Raw genomic sequence first — 22,253 nt, forward strand, 5'->3', positions numbered from 1 at the left:
GGGCGTGACACCGCTGACCGAAACCCGACCCCCGCTGTCCCCCTTCCCGCCGTCCGTGCTCGCCGGGTCCCACGACGGCCTCGCCGAGGTCCTCGCCACGCTCACCGAGGCGATCGACGCCGCGTCCACCGCCCGCCGCCCGGACGGACCGATCCCGGCGGGCACCCCCGCCGAGGTCCTCGCCGCCGCCTCCAGGGCGCTGGGCCCCGCCGAGCTCGCCCCCGAGGGGCTGGGCTCCAAGGCCGCGCTGCAGTTGCTGGCGACCGTGCTGACCGAGCACGGCATCGACCTGTCCCACCCGCGCGCCGCCGCCCACCTCCAGCCGCCGTCGCTGGCGGTCGCGGTCGCCGCCGACACGCTGGCGAGCGCCGGCAACGCCTCGCTGGACACCTACGACTCCGGGGCCGCCGCCCTCGCGGTCGAACGCTGGCTCATCGGCGTACTGATCCGGCTGGCCGGTCTCGGGGAGCGCGCCGACGGCGTCCTCACCCCCGGCGGGTCGCTGTCCAACCTGATGGGCCTGTTGCTCGCCCGGGACGCCGCCGCCGCGCGGCGCGGCATCAACGCCCGCGAACAGGGCGTCGGGGCGCTGCCCGGCCCGGTGGTGTTCTGCTCGGAGCTGGCCCACTTCTCCACCCACCGGGCGTGTGCCGCGCTCGGGCTCGGCGAGGCCGCCGTGTTCCCGGTGCCGGTCGACGAGCGCCGCCGGATGCGGCCCGAGGCGCTGGCCGCCGCCCTGGACACGCTGGGCCCGGACCGGACACCGGTCGCGGTGGTCGCCACCGCCGGGACGACGGACTTCGGCTCCATCGACCCGCTGCCGGAGATCGCCGAGATCGCCGCCGGGCACGGCATGTGGATGCACGTGGACGCCGCGTACGGGTTCGGCGCGCTGTTCTCCGAGCGGCTGGCCGGCCGGCTCGCGGGCCTGGAGCTGGCCGACTCGGTCACGCTCGACCTGCACAAGATCGGCTGGCAGCCCGCCGCGACGAGTGTGCTGCTGGTCTCCGACACCACCGCCTTCACCTCGCTCGACCGCGAGGTCGCCTACCTCAACCCGGTCGACGACGCCGAGGCCGGGTACGACGGGCTGCTCGGCCGCAGCCTGCAGACCACCCGCCGCCCCGACGCGGTCAAGGCCGCCGCCACGCTCCTGACGTACGGCCGCACCGGCCTCGGGCGGATGGTCGACACCTGCCACGACCTCGCCCGCCACGCCGAACGGCGCATCCTCGCCGAACCCGAGCTGGAGCTGGTCGCCCCGGCGGAGCTGACCACGGTGGTGTTCCGCTACCGCGGCAACGCCCACCCCGCGACCCTCGGCGACCTCAACGGCGCCCTGCGCAGACGGCTGCTGGAGTCCGGCACCGCCCTCATCGGACGTACGGAGGTCAGGGCCGCCGGACCGGGCTCCCGCACCCGGGTGTGCCTGAAGTTCACCCTGCTCAACCCCACCGCCACCACCGACGACATCGACGGACTCGTGGACACGGTCCTCGACGCCGGCCGCACCTGTGAACGACTCATCGAGGAGGGCGCCGCATGAGCATCACCACCACGGCGGCAACCACCACCGCCCCCGACCCCCTGCACACACTCGACGCCCGGGGCGCCGCCGAACACGCCCACATCGAGGCCCTGTTGCGCTGCTGGCTGCGCGAGACCGGCACGCCCGTCACACCCGGGCCGCTCCGGGTCGAGCTGCCCACCGCCGGGCTCACCCTGGTCACCGAGGTCACCCACTGCTCCCCCACCGGCTGGCACCGGTTCGCCCCCGCCCGCCTGGAGGGCCCCGGCGGCCCGCTCGGTCCGTCCGCCGACCCGGTGACGGCGGTCGCGCTGCTGTCCACCGAGGCGGCGGTACGCGGCGGCAGCCGCCCCGGCGGGGTGCCGGCCGGGGAGGTCGCCGACCTCGTGGAGCGTACGGCCGAATCCGTACGCCGGGTCGCGGCCTTCATCGCCGACCGCCGCGCCCATCCACAACCGCCCCCGGAGGTGGACGGCTTCCTCGACGCCGAACAGGCGCTGCTTCTCGGCCACTTGAACCACCCGGCACCCAAGAGCCGTGACGGCATCTCGGACAACGACGCCGCCGCGTTCTCGCCCGAGCTGCGCGGCTCCTTCCGGCTGCACTGGTTCGCCGCCGACGAGTCGGTCGTCTCGCACGACGCCGTCGAGGGCGCGCCCTCGCTGGCCGGCCGCGACACCGTCGCGCTCCTCGCCGACCTCGCCGGACGGCGCCTGGACGACGGACGGGTGCTGGTGCCCGCGCACCCCTGGCAGGCGCGGGACCTGCTGCACCGCCCCCGTATCAAGGCGCTGGTCGCCTCCGGCGCGCTCACGCCGCTCGGTGAGCTGGGCCCCGAGTGGTGGCCCACCTCCAGCGTGCGGACCGTGTACCGGCCGGACGCCGACGTGATGCTGAAACTCTCCCTCGGGCTGCGGCTGACCAACTCCCGCCGCGAGTCGACCCGTACGGAGCTGCGCCGGGGCCTGGAGATCAACCGGCTCCTCGACGCCGGGTACGCGGACACCACGTTCCTCGCCCACCCCGGGTTCGCCATCACCCGCGACCCCGCCTGGCTCGCGGTGGACGAACCGGGCCGCCCCGAGGGCCCTGACGTGACCGGCCTCGACGTCGCCGTGCGCGAAGTCCCCGACGGCATCGCCGACCTGCGGTGCCTGGTCGGCCTGGTCGCGCCGCGCCCGGGCCTCGGCCGCAGCGCGCTCGGCGAGCTGGTCGCGGCGCTCGGCCCCGGCGCGGCCGAGCAGTGGACGGCCGACTACACCGACCGGGTGCTGGTGCCGATGCTGCACCTGTACGCCGCGACCGGCATCGGCCTGGAGGCCCACCAGCAGAACACCCTGGTCCGGCTGGACGCGGCGGGCCGCGTCACCGGCTCCACCTTCCGCGACAACCAGGGCTACTACCTGGCGACGTCGTACCTGCCCGGTCTGCTGGAGCGGCTCTGCGCCGGCTCCTCCACGCTCGCCGTGGTCGACGACGCCCTGGTCGACGACCGGCTGTCGTACTACCTGCTGCGCAACCAGGCCCTGTCGGTCATCGGCTGCCTCGCCGTCGACGGCCTCGCCGACGAGCGGGACCTGCTCGCCGTCCTCGCCGGCCGGCTGCGGGCCGCGCTGCCCGCGCTCGCCGAGGCCGGGCCGGACGGCGACCGGCTGGCGCGCCGCTGGCTGGAGGCGGACACCCTGCCGTGCAAGGGCAACCTGCTGACCCGGCTGCACGGCATCGACGAGGTCCTCGCGCCGCTGGACGCCCAGTCCGTCTACCTCGACGCCCCCAACCCCCTGAGGGAGGCCGCGGTATGACACCGGCACAGCGCGCCCCGGGGGCAACCGTCCCCGGCCCGCCGCTCCCGCTGCTGAACGGCCCGTGGTCGGCGCGGGTCGCGCGGGCCGAGGGCGCCGACCTGGACCTGGTGCACGGCTGGATGCAGTCGCCGCACATCGACGCCTTCTGGCACCAGGCGTGGCCCCGCGAGCGCTGGTACGAGGAGATCGCCGGCCACCTCGCGGGCGACGCGATCCTGCCGGTGCTGGTCGACCTGGACGGCCGGCCGCTGGCGTACATCGAGGTGTACCGGGTGGTCCGGGACCGGCTCGCCGGTCACTACCCCGAACTCCCCCACGACCTGGGCGTCCACATCGCCATCGGCGAGGTGGGGCGCACCGGGCAGGGGCTGGGCCGGGCCCTGCTGCGGGCCCTCGCGGAGGGCCTGCTGGCCGCCGACCAGGAGTGCACCCGGGTGGTCGCCGAGCCGGACGTGACCAACGCGCCCTCCCTGAAGGCGTTCGAGGCGGCGGGCTTCCGGCCCGCCGGAAAGGTCACCTTCCCCGACAAGACCGCCGCCCTGATGATCCATCCGCGCGCGGAGGAGGACATGCCCCGATGACCGACACCATCCTCACCACCGAACACGACGTGGTGGCCATCGGCTGCGGCCCCTTCAACCTGGGCCTGGCCGCGCTGGCCTCCACCGTGGACGACGTCGACCTGGTCGTGCTGGAGGAGCAGCCGGAACTGACCTGGCACCGGGGCATGATGTTCGGCGACGCCTCGATGCAGGTGAACTTCCTCGCCGACCTGGTGACCCTGGTGGCCCCCTGGCACCCGCTGTCGTTCCTGGCGTACCTCCACGACATGGACCGGCTCTACACGTTCACCGTGCGGGAGAACTTCTTCCCGTCCCGGCGGGAGTACGAGGACTACCTGCGCTGGGCGGCGGCCCGGCTGCCCTCCGTGCGCTTCTCGCACCGGGCGGAGGAGGTCCGGTGGGACGCGGACGGCGAGCGCTTCACCGTGGACGCCGTACGCGGTGACGGCACCCGGCTGCGGATGCGGGCGCGCAACCTCGTGCTGGGCATCGGCACCGCGCCGTACGTGCCGGAGGCGCTGGCGGGGCTCCCGGCGGACAGGCTGCTGCACACCTCCGACTACCTGTACCGGGCGGACGACGTGGCGGCCGCCGGGAAGGTCACGGTCGTCGGCTCGGGTCAGTCGGGCGCCGAGGTGGCGGTGGACCTGCTCGGGCGGAACGTCGAGGGCGGCCCGGCGGTGAGCTGGCTGACCCGCACCTCGTCGTTCGCGCCACTGGACTACACCAAGATGAACCTGGAGCTGACGACCCCGGCGTACATGCAGTACTTCCACTCCCTGCCCGAGGATGTGCGGGACCGGCTGGTCAAGGAGCAGTGGCAGTTCTACAAGGGCATCTCCACCGACACGCTGGAGGAGGTCCACGAGCTGTTGTACCGGCGGCAGCTGGAGCACGGTCTCGCGGAGGTGGAGCTGCGCTTCGGCATCACCGTCGAGTCGGCCGCCGTGGACCCGGCGTCGGGCCGGGCGGTGCTGACCTGCCGGCACCGTGACACGGGCGAGAGCTTCGAGCACACCACCGACCTGGTCGTGGCGGCGACGGGCTACCGCAACCGGACGCCCGCCTTCCTGGAGCCGGTCGACGACCTGCTGCTCCGGGACGGCCGGGGCCGCCCGCGCGTACGTCTGGACCACTCCGTGGAACTCGCCGACGGCGTCACCGGGCGCGTCTTCGTGGCGAACGCCGAGATCCACGCCCACGGCGTCTCCGCCCCGAACCTGGACATCGGCGCCGTACGCAATGCCACGATCCTCAACGCGATCACCGGCCGGGAGACCTACCGGCTGCCGAAGCGGAGCGCGTTCACGAGCTTCGACGTACCGAGGCGCGTGTCGTGAGCGGCGGAGCCCGCCGGACCGGCATCCGGTCCGGCGGGCTCCGCCGGCTCCACGGTGGCCATGGGCACCGCCCAGTCGCCGCCGCCAGCAGGACCGGCCCGCCGACCGTCTCCGTCCCAGGGCCTCGGTGACCGCGTCGCGTCCCGGCAGGGGCGGCAGGCCCACACCGACCGGCGGCGGGCCCGAGTCGAAACCTTGTTCGCTCAGCGGATGCTCAGATTCGAATAACGGTCCGGTCACGCTTGCTGGGACTTTCCATGATTACTGATGGTTATGTGATGTGCGCCACTAAAGAATACGTAAAGGCCGTGGTAGAACTGCGCAACTCCGCAGGTGGCACCACCCCTCGCCGACCCGCGGAGCGCCGGCACGCACCGGCAGTACGTCCTGAGGTGATCACTGTCCGAGTCCGCGGACGTGTGACCCCGTGTCGCCGATCGGACAACGGCGTTCGCTCACAGACCGCACATCATCCGGCGCCCACCTCCCGCGCGCCGGTCCCTGCGCCATCGAGGTAGCAACGTGTCACTCGACTCCATCACGACATCCATCGACAAGGCCGTCAGTGGGTTCTTCGAGCCCATAGCCACGTGGCTGATCGAAGTCGTCTTCTACGCCCTCCCCGTCGGGGGTACGGAGCTCCCCCTCATCGTCGCCTGGCTCGTCGTCGCCGGCCTGGTTTTCACCGCCTGGTTCGGGCTGGTCCAGGTCCGGAAGTTCCGGCTCGCCGTCGACGTGGTGAGAGGGAAGTACGACGAGAAGGGGTCGGCCGGTGAGGTCAACCACTTCCAGGCCCTGACCGCCGCCGTCTCCGGCACCGTCGGCCTCGGAAACATCGCCGGTGTGGCCGTCGCCGTCTCCATCGGTGGCCCGGGTGCCACGTTCTGGATGATCCTGTGCGGCCTGCTGGGCATGGCCACCAAGTTCGTCGAGGTCACCCTCGGCGTGAAGTACCGCGAGGTGCACGCCGACGGCACCGTCTCCGGCGGCCCGATGCACTACCTGCCCAAGGGCCTGGCCGAGCGCTTCGGCAAGAACGGCAAGACCCTCGGCAAGATCCTCGCGGTCCTCGCCTCCTTCTTCATCCTGTTCTTCGGCCTCTTCGGCGGCAACCTCTTCCAGGTCAACCAGTCCTACGCCCAGCTCGTCTCCATCACCGGCGGCGAGGACGGCCTGATGGGCTCCTCGGCCGGCGCGCTGTTCTTCGGCATCCTCATCGCCTCACTCGTCGGCATCGTGCTGCTCGGCGGCATCCGCTCCATCGCCAGCGTCACCAGCAAGCTCGTCCCGGCCATGGCCGGCAGCTACATCGTGGCCTGCCTGGTCGTCGTCCTGGTCAACGTCACCGCCGTCCCCGCCGCCGTCGCCACCATCATCGAAGGCGCCTTCAACCCGGAGGGCGTGGCGGGCGGTGTCCTCGGCGCGCTGATCGTCGGTTTCAAGCGGGCCGCGTTCTCCAACGAGGCCGGTCTCGGCTCCGCCCCGATCGCGCACTCCGCCGTCAAGACCAAGCACCCCGCGAGCGAGGGCCTGGTCGCGCTGCTGGAGCCGTTCATCGACACCGTCGTCATCTGCACGATGACCGCGCTGACCATCGTCATCGCCAACCCGGCCAGCTGGGCCGAGGCACGCGCCGGCGAGTCCATCGGCGGTGTGACCATCACCTCCGACGCCTTCGGCACCGTGATGCCGTGGTTCCCCTACATCCTCACCTTCGCGGTGATGCTGTTCGCCATCTCCACCGTGCTCACCTGGGGCTACTACGGCCTCAAGTCGTGGACGTACCTCTTCGGCCGCAGCCGCACCAGCGAGATCACCTACAAGGTCGTCTATACGCTGTTCGCGATCGCGGGCTCGCTGCTGACGCTCCAGACGCTGATCGACATGGCCGACGCGGTGCTGTTCATGCTCGCCGTCATCAACATCATCGGCCTGTACCTCCTCGCCCCGGTCGTCAAGCGCGAGCTGAACTCCTTCCTGGAGTACGTCCGCGCCCGCAACGCCGGCGAGATCGACGACTCGGCCGGCCCCGAGGACGAGAAGGAGTCGGTCTCCCCGGGCGCCTAGCACCTGGATTCCGCTGTGCCGTGGGCCTGTCCGTACCGCTGTCGGTACGGACAGGCCCACCGGCGTGCGGGGGTCAGGGCCGGGGGTCAGGGCCGGGGGTCAGGGCCGGGGGTCAGGGTTGCCACCTCCACCCGGTGATCTCGGCCGGGTCGACACCGGTACGGCGCAGCTCCGCGCGCAGCCGGTCGCGGTGGCGGGCGTAGGAGGCGGCCAGGTCGCCGGTGGCGGCCGGGCGGCCGCGCAGATGGCCGAGGGCGGTGATGGCGAGGTCGTGCCGGGAGACGCCGTTGCTCGCGAGGAGGTCGTACGGCGTGGTGGTGGTGCCCTCCTCGACGTACCCGCGAACGTGGAAGCGGTCCGGGTGGGGCCGGCCGTGCAGCAGTTGGTGCACGGCCGCCGGGTAGCCGTGGAAGTCGAACACGACGTGCGTGTCGGTGCCGAACAGGTCCCGGAAGTCCGCGTCCGCCATGCCGTGCGGGTGCCGGCCGGGCGGGGCGAGGACGCACAGGTCGACGACGTTGACGACCCGGAGGCGTACGCCGGGCAGGTCGCGGCGCAGCAGGTCGGCGGCGGCGAGCGTCTCGACGGTGGGGATGCCGCCCGCGCAGGCCAGGATCAACTCCGGGTCCTCGCCGTCGTTCGTGGACGCCCAGCACCAGGTGGAGGCGCCGGCCTCGCAGTGCCGGCGGGCGTCTTCCAGACCGAGCCACTGGGCGGCGGTGTGCTTGCCGGCGACGACCAGGTTGATCCTGCCGGTGTCGGCGAGCAGCCGCTCCATGGTGACGAGGAGGGTGTTGGCGTCGGGCGGCAGGTACACGCCGGTGACGGTGCTCTTCTTGGTGAGCAGGTTGTTGATGAAACCGGGGCCCTGGTGGCTGTAGCCGTTGTGTTCCTGACGCCACCCCTCGCTGGTCAGCAGGTACGTCAGGTTGCTGACGGGCGTGCGCCACGGCACCTCGTCGGACATCTTCAGCCACTTGGCGTACTGGTTGAGCATGCTGTCCACGACGGACGCGAACGCCTCGTACGTCGGGAACAGGCCGTGGCGGCCGGTCTGGAGCCAGCCCTGGAGCCAGCCCTGGCAGTTGTGCTCGGACAGCACCTCCATGACGCGCCCGTCGCGGGCCAGGTCCTCGGCGTACTCGTCCACCGGCCAGGTGTAGGCGCGGCCGGTGGCGCCGAGGACGCTGTCGAGCTTGTTGGAGGCGAGTTCGTCCGGCGACATGATCCGGAAGTCGCGGCTGCTCTCCGTCCGGTGCATGATCTCCGTCAGCCAGGCGGCCAGTACGCGGTTCGGGCTCGCGGACGCCGTGCCGGGGCCCGCGCCGACGTCGACGGCGTACGGTTCGAGCGGCGGCAGGTCCAGCGGGCGGCGCAGGCGGCCCCCGTCACCGGCGGCGTTCATGCCGATACGCCGCTCGCCCTCGGGGCAGCCGGCCAGGACGTGCGGGCGGGGGCGGCCGTCCTCGTCGAACAGCTCGTCCGGCCGGTAGGACCGCAGCCACGCCTCCAGGGCCTTGAACTGCTCGTCGTCCTCGTGGACCCCGGCCAGCGGGACCTGGTGGGCGTGGAAGGTGCCCTCGATACGGCGGCCGCCGACCTCGTACGGGGCTCCCTGGCCCTTGAGGCTGCGCAGGACGAGCATCGGCCAGGCCGGCCGCTCGGGCGGGTCGCCGTCGTCGCGGGCGCGGCGCTGGATGCAGGTGATGGCCGTGTGGGCGTCGCGCACCGCGTCCACCACCCGGTCGGGGTCGGTGGTCGCGTCCACGATCCGGGGGTCCCAGCCGTAGCCGCGGAACAGCGCCGTCAGCTCGTCGTCCGTCATGGTGGCGAACAGCGTCGGCGAGGAGATCTTGTAGCCGTTGAGGTGGAGGACGGGCAGTACCGCGCCGCCGGTGACGGGGTCGAGGAACTTGGTGGAGTGCCACGCGCCGGCGGTCGGGCCGGTCTCCGCCTCGCCGTCCCCGACGATGCAGGCCACGAGGCGCCCCGGGGCGTCGAAGGCGGCTCCAAAGGCGGTGGACAGGGCGTAGCCGAGCTCGCCGCCCTCGTGGATGGTGCCGGGGACGGCCGGCGAGAGGTGGCTGGGGAAGCCGTCGGGCGCGCAGTAGCGGCGGGCGAGTTCGGTGAGGCCCCTTTCGGTGCGCGCGAGGGCGGGGTCGTGGTGTTCGTGGGTGCCCTCCAGCCATAGGTTCGCGTGGTTGGCGGGGGCGCCGTGGCCGGGGCCGGTGACCAGGAGCACGTCGGTGCCGCGCTCCTTGATGAGGGTGTTGAGCGCCGCGTACACCATGGTGATGCCGGGGCACGAGCCCCAGTGGCCGAGCAGCCGCGGCTTGAGGTGCTCGCGCAGCAGCGGCTCACGGAGCAGGACGTTGTCCCGGAGGAAGATCAGAGCGGCGGCGACGTAGTCGGCGGCGCGCCGGTACGCCTGGGTGTCGTGGGTGTCCCGCTCTGTGTGGGTCTCCCGCTCTGTGTGGGTCTCCCGCTCCATGAAGCACCCTCCCTGGTACGCCGGTCAGTCCTGGACCTCGTCGCCGGTGCTGCCCGCCGTGGTGGCCGCTCCGGTGCCGGCCGCCTCGCCGAGGCCCGGGGCGACGGAACCGCGCTCGCTCATGCCGAGGGCCACCTTCGTCCAGCCGCTCTCCCGGCGGTCGAAGGACCGGTACGCCTCGATGGCGTCGTCCACGCCGGCCCAGCGGGTGATCAGCGGGGTGGGGTCCAGGGTGCCGGAGGCGACCAGGGACACCAGGTGGGGCAGGTGGCGGCGGTGGTTGCAGTTGCCCGTCTTCAGGGTGAGGTTCTTCATGAACGCCTCGCCGAACGGATAGTGCCGAACCTGCGGCGGGTAGACGCCGACCGTTCCGACGGTGCCCGCCTTCGCGGCCATCCGCACCGACCAGAGCGCCGCCAGCGAGGGCGCGTCGCCGGGCACCCAGGTGTCGCCCCGCGGGTGCGCCTCGGGAGCCGCCTCGTCGCGCTCGTGGTCGAACTCCTCCGCCCGCTCGCGCAGCGCCTCGGCGGCCGGGCCTCGCGAGGGCCGTTGCGCGTCCACGCCGACCGCGTCGATCACCCGGTCCACGCCGATGCCGCCGGTCAGCTCCCGTACCGCCTCGACCGGGTCCTCGGCGTTGAAGTCGACCGGCTCGGCGTGCTGGCGCCGGGCCAGCTCCAGGCGGTCGGCGACACCGTCGACGACGATGACCCGTCCCGCGCCCTGGAGGCGCGCACAGGCCACGGCCGCCTGGCCCACCGGACCGGCCCCGACGACCGCGACGGTGTCGCCGGTGCCGACCTCGGCGAGCTCCGCGCCGAACCAGGCGGTGGGGTAGATGTCGGACAGCAGGATCGCCTGGGCGTCGTCGACGGTGTCCGGCAGCGGCACCAGGCCGACGTGTGCGTAGGGCACGCGTGCGTACTCGGCCTGGAGGCCGTCCAGGCCGCCCGCCGCCTCCGGGCCGCCGAAGAAGACGGTGCCCGCGCGCGGCCCGCCCGGGTTGGCGTTGTCGCACTGCGCGTAGTAGCCGGCGCGGCAGTAGCTGCACGTGCCGCAGGCCACGGTGGACGGTACGACGACCCGGTCGCCGGGCCGGAAGTCGCGTACGCCGCTGCCGGTCTCCTCGACGATGCCGACCGCCTCGTGGCCGAGCACCCGGCCCTCGCGCATGCCGGGCATCGTGCCGCGGATGAAGTGCAGGTCCGTCCCGCAGATGGCGGACGAGGTGATCCGTACGATCGCGTCGTACGGGTCCTGGATCTTCGGCTCCGGTACGTCGTCCAGTCGTACGTCGCCGATGGCGTGCCACACCACGGCCTTCATAAGCGCTCCCCGGTGCTCCCTGGTGCTCCCTGGTGTCCCGATCTTTCCGGTCTTTCCGGTCTTTCCGATCTTTCCGATCTCCGGTCTGCCCGAACAGGCCGCGAGTGCCCGGCCCGGGGACGTGCGAAACAACACGTCCGGGTGGGGTACTCGCAGGGCGGAGCAGGCCGAGCAGGCCGAGCAGGCAGGGTGCACGCGACGGAAGCGAGGCAGCACGATGCGTTTCCAGGACCGCAGGGAGGCCGGTCGTGAACTGGCCGCCCGGCTTGTCGAGCGGCAGCGGCAGGGCCGGCTGGAGGACCCCGTCGTGCTGGCGCTGCCGCGTGGCGGCGTGCCGGTGGCCGACGAGATCGCGGGAGCGCTGCACGCGCCCCTGGACGTCCTCGTCGTCCGCAAGATCGGCGCGCCGTACAACCCGGAGGTCGGCATCGGAGCCGTCGTCGGGAACCAGCCGCCCATCTTCGACGAGCGGGCGCTCGCGGTGCTCGACCTGACGCCCGGTCGGCTGAGCGTCCAGGTCGACACCGAGCAGGCCGAGGTGCGCCGCAGGGAGGAGCTGTACCGCGGCGGCCGGCCGGCGCCGGAGCTGCGCGGGCGTACCGTCGTGGTCGTCGACGACGGGCTGGCCACCGGTGTCACCGCGCGTGCCGCGCTGCGCGCCGTACGCGCCGCCGGCCCGGCCCACCTGCTGCTGGCCGTGCCGGTGTGTTCCCGTCAGGCGACGGAGGCGCTGCGCGGGGAGGCGGACGAGATCGTGTACGTGTACCAGCCTCCGCACTTCGAGGCGGTCGGGCAGTGGTACGACGACTTCGCGCAGCTCACCGACGACGAGGTGATCCGGACCCTGAGCGCCGCGCACGGCGGCTGACGCCTCCTCAGGCGTGGCCCTCGCCCCGCTCGTCGGGCTCGCCCGGCGGGGACGGCACGCCGCGGCCGGGTTCGACGACGTCGCGGCGGCCCCCGGTGTGGGCCTTCTCCAGTTGGGCGATCTCCGGGTGGTGGAGGTCGAAGGCGGGCGATTCCGAGCGGATGCGGGGCAGGGTCGTGAAGTTGTGGCGCGGCGGCGGGCAGGAGGTCGCCCACTCCAGGGAGCGGCCGTACCCCCACGGGTCGTCGACGTCGACGCGCTTGCCGCGCCTGGCGGTCTTCCAGACGTTGTAGAGGAACGGCAGGGTCGACAGGCCGAGCAGGAAGGACCCGAGCGACGACAGGGTGTTGAGGGCGGTGAAGCCGTCGGCGGCGAGGTAGTCGGCGTACCGGCGGGGCATGCCTTCGGCGCCCAGCCAGTGGTGGACGAGGAACGTCAGGTGGAAGCCGACGAGCAGCGTCCAGAAATGGATCCTCCCCAGGCGTTCGTCGAGCATTTTGCCGGTCATCTTGGGCCACCAGAAGTGGAATCCGGCGAACATCGCGAAGACGATGGTGCCGAAGAGCACGTAGTGGAAGTGGCCGATGACGAAATACGAGTCGGTGACGTGGAAGTCCATCGGCGGTGAGGCGAGGATGACGCCGGTCAGGCCGCCGAAGAGGAACGTGACGAGGAATCCGATGGCCCACAGCATCGGTGTCTCGAAGGTGATGGACGCCTTCCACAACGTACCGATCCAGTTGAAGAACTTCACGCCGGTCGGCACGGCGATGAGGAAGCTCAGGAAGGAGAAGAACGGCAGGAGCACCGCTCCGGTGGCGAACATGTGGTGCGCCCACACCACCACCGACAGGCCGGTGATGGCGATGGTGGCGCCGATCAGCCCGATGTAGCCGAAGAGCGGTTTACGGGAGAAGACGGGGAGGATCTCGGTCACCACACCGAAGAACGGCAGCGCCAGGATGTACACCTCGGGATGGCCGAAGAACCAGAACAGGTGCTGCCACAGCAGCGCTCCGCCGTTCTGGGGGGCGAAGACGTGGGAGCCGAACTGGCGGTCGGACTCCAGGCACAGGAGCGCGGCGGCGAGCACGGGGAAGGCCATCAGCACGAGGACCGAGGTCAGCAGGACGTTCCAGGTGAAGATGGGCATGCGGAACATCGTCATGCCGGGCGCGCGCATGCCGATGATGGTGGTGATGAAGTTGACCGCGCCGAGGATCGTGCCGAAGCCGGAGAGGACGAGCCCCATGATCCAGAGGTCGGCGCCGATGCTCGGGGTGCGTTCCAGCCGGTTGAGCGGCGCGTAGGCCGTCCAGCCGAAGTCGGCGGTTCCGTTGGGTGTCAGCACGCTGCCGACGACCATGAGGCCGCCGAAGAGGAACAGCCAGTACGAGAACATGTTGAGCCGCGGGAAGGCGACATCCGGCGAGCCGATCTGCAGCGGCATGACGGCATTGGCGAATCCGGCGAAGGTGGGCGTGGCGAACAGCAGCAGCATCACGATCCCGTGCAGCGTGAATGCCTGGTTGTACTGTTCGTTGGAGATCAACTGGAGTCCCGGCCGGGCGAGTTCGGCGCGCATCAGCAGGGCGAGCGCGCCGGCGAAGAGGAAGAACCCGAACGACGTGACGAGATACAGGTTGCCGATCTTCTTGTGATCCGTCGTGGTCAGCCAGTCCACCACGACACGGCCGCGACCGCGTCCCGCCACCGGCACTGGAGCGACCGGCTCCGTCGTTGTCACCATACGAATCCTCGTCAACGCACACGCACGGGCAGGACGCGCGGCAAAGTACCCCCTTACCGCCCTCCGAAACGCTATGCGTTGTGGCGTCGACGCCGCGCGCTTTGCGCCCGTACGGCGCTGGTCACGTCACCCGTTTGACGTCACCGCCGCACACCTTCCGCACCGTCTTCCCGGTCCTGGCGCTGTGCTGGATGGCCGTCTTCTTCGACGGGATGGACGGCAACATCTACCGTCAGCTTCCTTCTGGTCATCAACGCGGGCGGCATCGTCGGCCTGCTCGTCACCGGGCGCACCGCCGACCGGTTCGGCGCGGTGCGCGTCTCGGCCATCTGGTTCGTGCTCACCGCGGCGGGGGCGCTGCTGCTGCGCTCGCAGCTGCCGCTGGGGTGGACGTACGTGGTGGTGGCGTGCACCGGTGTGGTGCTGTTCAGCGCGCAGGTCATGGTGTACGCCGCCACCAGCACCCTCTACCGCGACAGCGAGCGCGCCGCCGGCCTCGGCCGGGTCGCCGGGGTGGGCCGTACGGGCGCGGTGTTCGGCCCGTGGCTGGGCGGGGTGCTGGCGGCGAGCGGCCACGACAGCTGGGGGTTCACCGCCTTCGCGATGGCCGGGCTGCTGGGCGCGGCCGCCATCGCGTGCGTACCGCTCGCCGCGCGGGCGTCGCGCGGGACGGCTCAGCCCATCGGCAGGCCGGTGTAGTTGGACGCCAGTTCTGCGGCGGCGTGCGGCGAGGAGGCGATCCGGTCGAGCTGGGCGAGCTGGAGGCGGGTGTCGAACGGCGACTGGTCCGGGTCGGTGTGCAGGGTGGTCGTCATGAAGTACGAGAAGTGCTCGGCCCGCCACACCCGGCGCAGGCAGGTGTCGGAGTACGCCTCCAGCAGCTCCTCCGAGCCCGTGGCGTGCCGGTGCGCCAGGGCGCGGGCGAGCACCACCACGTCGGCGACGGCGAGGTTGAGGCCCTTGGCGCCGGTGGGCGGCACGATGTGCGCGGCGTCCCCGGCGAGGAAGAGCCGGCCGTGGCGCATCGGCTCGGTGACCCAACTGCGCATCGGCAGCACCGACTTCTGGGTGACCGGGCCGCGCTTGAGCCGCCAGTCGGGCTCGGCGTCGAGCGCGAAGCGGGCGTCCAGCTCGTCCCAGACCCGCTCGTCGGGCCAGTCGGCGGGGTCCGTGCCGTTGGGCACCTGGAGGTAGAGGCGGCTGACGGTGGGCGTGCGCATGCTGGCGAGGGCGAAGCCCCGCTCCGAGTGGGCGTAGATCAACTCGTCGTACACGGGCGGCGCTTCGGCGAGGATGCCGAGCCAGGAGTACGGGTAGGTGCGCTCGTACGTCGTCCGCAGCCCCTCGGGTACGGCGCTGCGCGCGATGCCGTGGAAGCCGTCGCAGCCGATGACGTAGTCGCAGGTCAGGGTCTGTTCCCGGCCTTCGTGGGTGTAGCGGACGCGGGGCCGGTCGGTGTCGGCGCCCTCGATGGCGTGGACCTCGGCGCCGAAGAGCAGGGGTCCCCCGTCTTCGAGCTGAAGCGCTATCAGGTCCTTGACGACCTCCGTCTGGGCGTACACCGTCACTCTGCGCCCGCCGGTGTGGGAGAGGAAGTCGAGGCGGTGGGCGCGCCCGTCGAAGCGCAGTTCGATGCCGTCGTGGACCAGGCCCTCGCGGTCGAGGCGGGCACCGGCACCCACGTCCCGCAGGACATCGACGGTGGCCTGCTCCAGGATGCCGGCACGCTGGCGCCGTTCGACGTAGGAGCGGTCACGGCTCTCCAGGACGACGCTGTCGACTCCCACGCGGTGGAGCAGCCGGGCGAGCAGCAGTCCGGCCGGGCCGCCGCCGATGATCCCGACGGTGGTGTGCATGCGCTCTCCTGTTCGTCCAGTGAAGTAAACTTCACGATATTGGGTGGGGTGAGTGTGCGCCCGGTGCCCGACCCTGTCAACGCCCGCCCCGACCTGAGCGACGGAGAGCCGATGCCTTCCCCGAGCCCCACGGACCCACCACCGGAGGCGGTCGCCCCGCTGATGCGCGGCATCGCCGTCCTCCGCGCGCTGACCGACGCCGCCGGGACCCTCAGCCTCAGCGAACTGGAACGCGCCACCGGCCTCGCCCGCGCCACCGTCGACCGGGTCACCGCCACCCTCGCGCGCATGGGGTACGTCCGCCTCGACGGCCGCGACGCCACCCTCGCCCCGCGCCTGATGGAGCTGGGCAACTCCTATCTGGCCGCGATCCGCCTGCCCGGCCTGCTCGGCGCCCGCGCCGACGCCCTCGCCGACGAGCTGGACGAGTCGGTGTCCATGGCGGTCGCCGACCGGGACGGCATCCGCTTCGTCCACCAGGCGACCCGGCGCCGCGCCATGTCCCTCAGCTTCCGCATCGGCGACCTGCTGCCCGCCGAGCGCACCGGCCCCGGCCCCCTCTTCGCCGCCGGCTGGACGGAGACGGAGTGGACGCGCTGGCGCGAGCGCCGCGCCGCCGACCCGGAGGACCGCGGCTTCCCCGCCGTACCGCCGCCCACCCGGGAGGTGCCCTTCGAGGCGCGGGTCGAGGAGGCGCGCGAGCGAGGCTGGGCGCTGGACGACCAGCTGATCGAGCCGGGGCTGGTGGCCGTGACCGCGCCGGTCCGCGCACCGGACGGGGGGATGGCGTGCGCGGTGAGCGTGGTGAGCCACACCAGCCGGCACAGCGCCTCCTCGCTGCGGGAGGCGGCGCTGCCCCGGCTGCGGGCGGCGGTGGCGGCCATGGAGCGGGAGCTGCGCGAGGCGGCGCCGCCGCGGCCGGGGCTGAGGCCGGCCGCGCTCGCCGCGTGGACCGGCGCGTCCAAGCAGGAGCTGGGGCGGGACTTCATCGAATCGCTCGCCCGGGGGCTCACCGTGCTCACCGCGTTCGGCGAAGGGCGCGACACCCTGACCCTCAGCGCCGTCGCCGAGGCGACCGGCCTGGCCCGGGCCACCGCACGGCGCGCACTGATCACCCTGGAGCACCTGGGGTACGTCACCGCCCACGAGCGGACGTTCCGGCTCACCCCGCGCGTGCTGGACCTCGGGTACCCCCCGCTGTCCCGCACCACCCTGCCGGCGATCGCGGCGCCCCATCTGGCCGCGCTGGCCACCCGGGTCCACGATTCCGCGTCGCTCGCCGTACTGGACGGCGACGACATCCGGTACACGGCGCGCGTCGCCACCAGCCGCATCATGAGCGTCAACATCACCGTGGGGACGCGCTTCCCGGCGTACGCGACGTCGATGGGGCGCGTGATGCTGGCGGGGCTGGAGCCCGGGGAGCGGGCCGAGCGGCTCGCCCGCACCGAGCTGCGCGCCCTGACTCCGTACACCGTCACCGGCCCCGCCGAGCTGGCCTCGGTCCTGGACTCGGTCGCCCGCTCCGGGTACGCGTTGGTCGACGAGGAGCTGGAGGAGGGCCTGCGGTCCATCGCCGTACCGGTGCGCGACCGCGCCGGGACGGTCGTCGCCGCGGTCAACGTGGCCATGCACAGCGTGCGGCGCACGGCGGAGGAGTGCGTGCACGAGCTGCTGCCCCAGCTGCGGGCGACGGCGGACCGGATCGAGGCCGACCTGGCGGTCGCGGGCCGCTTCACCCGCGTCGCGACGGGGTGATCAGAAGACGGAGAGGCCGGTGAGCGTCGTGAAGCGGTCCAGCGCCGCGACGCCCGCCACCGAGTTGCCGCGCCGGTCGAGGCCCGGGCTCCACACGCACAGGGTGCAGTGGCCGGGTACGACGGCGATGATGCCGCCGCCGACACCGCTCTTGCCGGGCAGGCCGACGCGGTAGGCGAAGTCGCCGGCGGCGTCGTACGTCCCGCACGTCAGCATGACCGCGTTGATCTGCTTGGCCTGGCTGCGGGTGAGCAGGGTCGAGCCGTCGGCCCGTATGCCGTGCCGGGCGAGGAACCCGGCGGCCAGGGCCAGGTCGGCGCAGGACGCCTCCACCGAGCACTGGCGGAAGTACTGGTCGAGGAGGTCGGGCACCGGGTTGGTGATGTTGCCGTACGAGGCCATGAAGTGGGCGAGGGCCGCGTTGCGGCTGCCGTGCGCGGACTCGGACGCGGCGATCTTCTCGTCGAAGTCCAGCGCCGGGTTGCCGCTCTCGGCGCGCAGGAAGTCCAGCAGGCTGCCGGAGGCGTCACCGGTCAGCGACTGGAGGCGGTCGGTGACGACGAGGGCGCCCGCGTTGATGAACGGGTTGCGGGGGATGCCGTTCTCGTACTCCAGCTGCACCAGTGAATTGAACGGGTTGCCGGACGGCTCGCGCCCGACGCCCTCCCACAGCGTCTCGCCGTCCGTCGCGAGCACCAGGGCGAGGGTGAACACCTTGGTGATGGACTGCGCCGAGAACGGCTGCTGCCAGTCCCCCACCCCGTACACCGTGCCGTCCAGCTCCGCGACGGCCATCCCGAAGCGGTTCGGGTCGGCCTCGGCGAGGGCGGGGATGTAGTCGGCGGGCCGGCCGCGGCCGGGGGTGGCGGCGATGTCGGCGGCGATGCGGTCGAGCACGGGACGGAAGTCCGTGACGGGCTGGGCGGAGGGTGGCACGGCCCCCACAGTACGGGCTACGCCAGGGCGGGCAGCACCCGGTCGGGGGTCAGTGGCAGCTCGCGGAAGCGGACGCCGGTGGCGTGGTGGAGGGCGTTGCCGATGGCGGCCGGGGTGCCGACGATGCCGATCTCGCCGATGCCCTTGCTGCCCATCGGGTTGAGGTGGGCGTCCGTCTCCTCCACCCAGTGGGCGTCGATGTCCGGGACGTCGGCGTGGCTCGGTACGTGGTAGGAGGCGAGGTCCCGCTCGGTGAAGTCGCCGAAGACCGGGTCCATGGTGCTGTGCTCGGTCAGGGCCATGCCCAGGCCCATGGTCATGCCGCCGATGAGCTGCGAGCGGGCGGTGCGCGGGTTGAGGATCCGCCCGGCGGCGTACACGCCGAGGAGCCGTCGCACCCGCACCTCGCCCGTGCCGGTGTCGACCTGGACCTCGGCGAAGTGGGCGCCGAAGGCGTGCCGGGCGAACGGCGGGGTCCGCTCGGCGTCCTCGGTGGTGTCGGCGGCGGCGGACAGGCCCTCGGCGGGCAGCGGGCCCACGTGGTGGGCGAGCCGCTCGGCCAGCCGGGTGCAGGCCTGGTGCACGGCCCAGCCCCAGGAGGCGGTGCCGGAGGAGCCGCCGGCGAGCGGGGCGTACGGGAGGCGGGTACTGCCGATGCCGATGTGTACGGAGCCGAGGGCGACGCCGAGCGCGTCGGCGGCGATCTGGGCGAGGACGGTCCGGGCGCCGGTGCCGATGTCGGTGGCGTTGACGCGCACGTCGTAGCCGCCGTCGTGGAGCGCGGTGACGGTGGCGGTGGACGGCGAGACGAGCACGGGGTAGGTGGCGGCGGCGACCCCGGTGCCGGTGAGGAGGTGGCCCTCGCGGCGGACGCCGGGGCGCGGGTCGCGGTCGGACCAGCCGAAGCGGCGGGCGCCTTCGCGGAGGCAGGCGACGAGGCCGCGGCTGCTGAAGGGCAGGCCGCTGTCCGGCTCGGTGGCGGGCTCGTTGCGGACGCGCAGCTCGACCGGGTCCAGGCCGAGGGCGCCGGCGAGTTCGTCCATGGCCGACTCCAGCGCGTACATGCCGGGTGCCTCGCCGGGGGCGCGCATCCAGGAGGGGCTCGGCACGTCGAGGGGGACGACGAGGTGGTCGGTGAGGCTGTGGGGCGAGGCGTACATGACCCGGGAGGGGACGGCGCCCTGCTCGACGAACTCCTTGATACGGGAGGTGTGGGTGGTGACCTGGTGGCTGAGGCTGACGAGGGTGCCGTCGCGTTCCGCGCCGAGCCTGACGCGCTGGATGGTCGGGGCGCGGTGCCCGACGACGGCCGCGAGGTGCTTGCGGGGCAGGGCGATCTTGACCGGCCGGCCGGTGTGGCGGGCGGCCATCGCGGCGAGCACGACGTGCGGGCGGGGCGTGCCCTTGGAGCCGAACCCGCCGCCCACGTGCTCGGAGACGACGGTGACCCGGTCCTCGTGGAGGCGGAAGAGCCCGGCGAGGACGGCGCGCACGGGGTTCGCGCCCTGGCTGGAGTCGTACACCGTCAGGTGGGCCCCGGCGCCCTCGCCGTCCCAGCGGGCGTAGGCGGCGTGCGGCTCCATCGGGTGGTTGTGCAGCGGCGGGACGCGGTAGGTGGCGTCCACGCGTACGGGCGCGGCCGCGAAGGCCTCCTCGGCGTCGCCGCGCTCGCGGCGGGCGGGGACGCCGCCGTTGGCCTCGTCGGGGCGGTACGCGTCGGAGTGGTCGGGGGTGAGCGTGACGTCGTGCGGCTCGGTGGCGTACGTGACGTGGACGGCGTCCGCGGCGGCGCGCGCGTCCTCCAGGGTCTCGGCCACGGCGAGGGCGACGTACCAGCCGCGGTGCGGCACGGCCGGGTTCTGCAGGACGGCGAGCGTGGGGTCGTCGGGCTCGGCGAGGCGGGGTGCCGTGTCGGGGGTGAGGACGGCGAGGGTGCCGGGCAGGGCGAGGGCGGCGGCCGTGTCGACGGCGGTGACCCGGCCGCGGGCCACGGTGGCGGGCACGGGCCAGGCGTAGGCGCAGTCGGGCGGGGTGTGGGCGAGTTCGGTGGCGTAGCGGGCGGCGCCGGTGACCTTGTCCCGGCCCTCGACGCGCTCGGTGGCGGTGCCGAGGGCGGGGGCGGGCGCGGGCGGGACGCGGGTTCGGGTCCGGGTGGAGTGCATCGCTGGTCTTTCGGTTCGGAGGCCGGTTCAGGGGCGGGCGGCGGCCAGTTCGGCGAGGACGCGGCAGGCCAGGTTGTGGGCGAGCGGCACCTTGAAGGCGTTGTCCCGCAGCGGCTGCGCCAGCCCCAGTTCGGCGTCCACCGCGTGGGCGATGGCATGCTCGGTGGGCGCGGCGCCCAGCAGCGCGGTCTCGGTGAGGCGGGCCCGCCAGGGGCGGTGGGCGAGGCCGCCGAACGCCAGCGCCACATGGCGTACCGTCCCGTCATCGGCCACGTCGAGGACGGCGGCGACGGAGGCGAGCGCGAAGGCGTACGAGGCACGGTCGCGGGCCTTGCGGTACGCGGAGGGCAGCCCGGCCGTGGTGGGCGGGACGACGACCGCGGTGATCAGCTCGCCGGGCCGGATGACGGTGTCCCGCTCGGGGTGGTCACCGGGCAGCCGGTGGAACTCGGTCACCGGCACGGTCCGTTCGCCGTCGGGGCCGTGCAGGTGGACGGTGGCGTCGAGGGCGGCGAGGGCGACGGCCATGTCGGAGGGGTGCGTGGCGATGCAGTGCGGGGAGTGGCCGAGGACGGCGTGGTCGCGGTGGTGGGCCTCACGGGCGCTGCAACCGGTGCCGGGCTCGCGCTTGTTGCAGGGCTTGGAGGTGTCCTGGAAGTAGGGGCAGCGGGTGCGCTGGAGCAGGTTGCCGCCGGTGGTGGCGATATTGCGCAGCTGGCCGGACGCCCCGGCGAGCAGCGCCTGCGACAGGGCGGGATGCCGGTCGCGTACCAGGGGGTGGGCGGCGAGGTCGCTGTTGCGTACGGTCGCGCCGATGCGGAGGGACCCGTCGGGCAGCTCCTCGACGGTGTCGAGCGGCAGGCGGCTGACGTCGACCAGGGTGTCGGGGGCCTCGACCCCGTGCTTCATCAGGTCGACGAGGTTGGTGCCGCCGGCGAGGTAGCGGGCGCCGGGGCGGGCGGCATGGGCGGCGGCGGCCTCTTCGACACTTCTGGCGCGTACGTAGGCGTAGGGCTTCACCGGGTCACGTCCTCGACGGCGGCGACGATGTTGGGGTAGGCACCGCAGCGGCACAGGTTGCCGCTGAGCCGCTCACGGATCTCGGCGGGCGTGAGCTCCACGGGTCCCTGGCCGGAGGGCCGGGCGGGGTCGGTGACGTGGGAGGGGTGCCCGGCGGCGGCCTCGGCGAACACGCCGACGGCCGAGCAGAGCTGGCCGGGTGTGCAGTAGCCGCACTGGAAGGCGTCCCTGTCGAGGAACGCCTGCTGGACCGGGTGCGGCTCGCCGCCGGCCGCGAGGCCCTCCACGGTGATGACCTCGGCCCCGTCCTGGGCGACCGCGAGGAGCAGGCAGCTGTTGGCGCGCCGCCCGTCCACGAGGACGGTGCACGCCCCGCACTGCCCGTGGTCGCACCCCTTCTTGGCCCCGGTCAGCCCGAGGTCCTCGCGCAGGACGTCGAGGAGCGTGGCGCGGTGGTCGACGGTGAGGCCGCGCATTTCGCCGTTCACCTGGAAGGCGACGCGGGAGCGGGTGGGCGGCGTGGGCGGCGTGCCTCGCGTGGGCGGCGTGGCCTGCGTGCCCGACGTCGGCCGCGTGCCCGGCGTGGGCCGCGTGCCCGGCGTGGCCTGCGTGCCCGACGTCGGCCGCGTGCCCGACGTGGGCCGCGTCGGGGTCTCGGACGCCGCCTCGGCCGGGGTGTCGTCCGGGACCGGGTTGGGGGCCGGGTCCGGTGTCGGGTCCGGGGCCGGGTCGGGTGTCGGCGTCGGGTCCGGGATGGGGTTCGGGATCGGGGGCGTGTGCGCG

The 22,253-nt window shown here is 73.1% G+C and carries 16 protein-coding genes; 8 read left to right on the forward strand and 8 right to left on the reverse strand.

What is annotated here, in order from left to right; all coding sequences use genetic code 11:
• Positions 1–4: 4 nt before the first annotated feature.
• The 5 genes from AMK26_RS14770 (at position 5) to AMK26_RS14790 (ending at position 7,303) form a co-directional block, all read left to right on the forward strand.
• A complete protein-coding gene (locus AMK26_RS14770; RefSeq protein WP_073755074.1) occupies positions 5–1,546 on the forward strand; it encodes a pyridoxal phosphate-dependent decarboxylase family protein in 1,542 nt (513 codons plus the stop codon).
• Positions 1,543–3,330, forward strand: coding sequence for an IucA/IucC family protein (locus AMK26_RS14775; protein ID WP_073755075.1), 1,788 nt, complete (start codon positions 1,543–1,545; stop codon positions 3,328–3,330). The genes AMK26_RS14770 and AMK26_RS14775 overlap by 4 nt, the downstream gene beginning before the upstream one ends.
• Positions 3,327–3,914, forward strand: coding sequence for a GNAT family N-acetyltransferase (locus AMK26_RS14780; RefSeq protein WP_073755076.1), 588 nt, complete (start codon positions 3,327–3,329; stop codon positions 3,912–3,914). Before AMK26_RS14775 ends, AMK26_RS14780 begins: the two co-directional genes overlap by 4 nt.
• Positions 3,911–5,236, forward strand: a complete 1,326-nt coding sequence (locus AMK26_RS14785) for a lysine N(6)-hydroxylase/L-ornithine N(5)-oxygenase family protein (protein WP_073755077.1) — start codon at positions 3,911–3,913, stop codon at positions 5,234–5,236. The genes AMK26_RS14780 and AMK26_RS14785 overlap by 4 nt, the downstream gene beginning before the upstream one ends.
• 522 nt (positions 5,237–5,758) lie before the next feature.
• Positions 5,759–7,303, forward strand: a complete 1,545-nt coding sequence (locus AMK26_RS14790; protein ID WP_073755078.1) for an alanine/glycine:cation symporter family protein — start codon at positions 5,759–5,761, stop codon at positions 7,301–7,303.
• A 112-nt stretch (positions 7,304–7,415) separates the two neighbouring features.
• Here the strand turns inward: AMK26_RS14790 and AMK26_RS14795 are convergent, their stop codons facing one another.
• Both AMK26_RS14795 and AMK26_RS14800 read right to left on the reverse strand, forming a co-directional pair.
• Positions 7,416–9,794, reverse strand: a complete 2,379-nt coding sequence (locus AMK26_RS14795; protein WP_073755079.1) for a phosphoketolase family protein — start codon at positions 9,792–9,794, stop codon at positions 7,416–7,418.
• Between the two features lie 24 nt (positions 9,795–9,818).
• Positions 9,819–11,120: a zinc-dependent alcohol dehydrogenase gene (locus AMK26_RS14800; protein ID WP_073755080.1), complete on the reverse strand. Its 1,302-nt coding sequence runs from the start codon at positions 11,118–11,120 to the stop codon at positions 9,819–9,821.
• 217 nt (positions 11,121–11,337) lie between these two features.
• Here AMK26_RS14800 and AMK26_RS14805 point away from each other — a divergent pair, with 217 nt between their 5' ends.
• The gene (locus AMK26_RS14805; RefSeq protein ID WP_073755081.1) at positions 11,338–11,988 is read left to right on the forward strand and encodes a phosphoribosyltransferase; all 651 of its coding nucleotides are present in this window, start codon (positions 11,338–11,340) and stop codon (positions 11,986–11,988) included.
• 7 nt (positions 11,989–11,995) lie between these two features.
• Here the strand turns inward: AMK26_RS14805 and ctaD are convergent, their stop codons facing one another.
• Entirely contained in the window at positions 11,996–13,738 is a 1,743-nt protein-coding gene (gene ctaD / locus AMK26_RS14810; protein ID WP_073755082.1) for an aa3-type cytochrome oxidase subunit I, read from the reverse strand.
• A gap of 249 nt (positions 13,739–13,987) precedes the next feature.
• Between ctaD and AMK26_RS14815 the strand changes: the two genes are divergently transcribed.
• Positions 13,988–14,437 (forward strand): MFS transporter, encoded by a 450-nt coding sequence (locus AMK26_RS14815; RefSeq protein WP_241837939.1) that lies wholly within the window; start codon positions 13,988–13,990, stop codon positions 14,435–14,437.
• Here the strand turns inward: AMK26_RS14815 and AMK26_RS14820 are convergent.
• Entirely contained in the window at positions 14,413–15,594 is a 1,182-nt protein-coding gene (locus AMK26_RS14820) for a 4-hydroxybenzoate 3-monooxygenase (protein WP_073755083.1), read from the reverse strand. The two genes, AMK26_RS14815 and AMK26_RS14820, sit on opposite strands and share 25 nt — an antisense overlap.
• A gap of 111 nt (positions 15,595–15,705) precedes the next feature.
• Here AMK26_RS14820 and AMK26_RS14825 point away from each other — a divergent pair, with 111 nt between their 5' ends.
• Entirely contained in the window at positions 15,706–17,352 is a 1,647-nt protein-coding gene (locus AMK26_RS14825; protein WP_073755084.1) for an IclR family transcriptional regulator domain-containing protein, read from the forward strand.
• Here the strand turns inward: AMK26_RS14825 and AMK26_RS14830 are convergent, their stop codons facing one another.
• Genes AMK26_RS14830 through AMK26_RS14845 form a run of 4 tightly spaced genes read right to left on the reverse strand, consistent with a single transcriptional unit; the run spans position 17,353 to position 21,958 of the window.
• A complete protein-coding gene (locus AMK26_RS14830) occupies positions 17,353–18,288 on the reverse strand; it encodes a glutaminase (RefSeq protein ID WP_073755085.1) in 936 nt (311 codons plus the stop codon).
• Positions 18,289–18,305: 17 nt separating this feature from the next.
• Complete coding sequence (locus tag AMK26_RS14835; RefSeq protein WP_073755086.1) at positions 18,306–20,450, reverse strand: xanthine dehydrogenase family protein molybdopterin-binding subunit; 2,145 nt, start codon at positions 20,448–20,450, stop codon at positions 18,306–18,308.
• A 27-nt stretch (positions 20,451–20,477) separates the two neighbouring features.
• On the reverse strand, positions 20,478–21,470 hold the full coding sequence (locus AMK26_RS14840) for an FAD binding domain-containing protein (RefSeq protein ID WP_073755087.1): 993 nt from the start codon (positions 21,468–21,470) through the stop codon (positions 20,478–20,480).
• The gene (locus AMK26_RS14845) at positions 21,467–21,958 is read right to left on the reverse strand and encodes a 2Fe-2S iron-sulfur cluster-binding protein (protein WP_274536118.1); all 492 of its coding nucleotides are present in this window, start codon (positions 21,956–21,958) and stop codon (positions 21,467–21,469) included. The genes AMK26_RS14840 and AMK26_RS14845 overlap by 4 nt, the downstream gene beginning before the upstream one ends.
• Between the last annotated feature and the right edge of the window lie 295 nt (positions 21,959–22,253).

It is taken from the genome of Streptomyces sp. CB03234 (assembly GCF_001905885.1).
Taxonomy (GTDB): Bacteria; Actinomycetota; Actinomycetes; order Streptomycetales; family Streptomycetaceae; genus Streptomyces.

Excerpts from the sequence above, each read along its gene's own strand:
- AMK26_RS14775 (WP_073755075.1), top strand. The coding sequence starts at position 1,543 with ATGAGCATCACCACCACGGCGGCAACCACCACCGCCCCCGACCCCCTG.
- AMK26_RS14780 (WP_073755076.1), top strand. The coding sequence starts at position 3,327 with ATGACACCGGCACAGCGCGCCCCGGGGGCAACCGTCCCCGGCCCGCCG.
- AMK26_RS14785 (WP_073755077.1), top strand. The coding sequence starts at position 3,911 with ATGACCGACACCATCCTCACCACCGAACACGACGTGGTGGCCATCGGC.
- AMK26_RS14795 (WP_073755079.1), bottom strand. The coding sequence starts at position 9,794 with ATGGAGCGGGAGACCCACACAGAGCGGGAGACCCACACAGAGCGGGAC.
- AMK26_RS14800 (WP_073755080.1), bottom strand. The coding sequence starts at position 11,120 with ATGAAGGCCGTGGTGTGGCACGCCATCGGCGACGTACGACTGGACGAC.
- AMK26_RS14805 (WP_073755081.1), top strand. The coding sequence starts at position 11,338 with ATGCGTTTCCAGGACCGCAGGGAGGCCGGTCGTGAACTGGCCGCCCGG.
- ctaD (WP_073755082.1), bottom strand. The coding sequence starts at position 13,738 with ATGGTGACAACGACGGAGCCGGTCGCTCCAGTGCCGGTGGCGGGACGC.
- AMK26_RS14820 (WP_073755083.1), bottom strand. The coding sequence starts at position 15,594 with ATGCACACCACCGTCGGGATCATCGGCGGCGGCCCGGCCGGACTGCTG.
- AMK26_RS14825 (WP_073755084.1), top strand. The coding sequence starts at position 15,706 with ATGCCTTCCCCGAGCCCCACGGACCCACCACCGGAGGCGGTCGCCCCG.
- AMK26_RS14835 (WP_073755086.1), bottom strand. The coding sequence starts at position 20,450 with ATGCACTCCACCCGGACCCGAACCCGCGTCCCGCCCGCGCCCGCCCCC.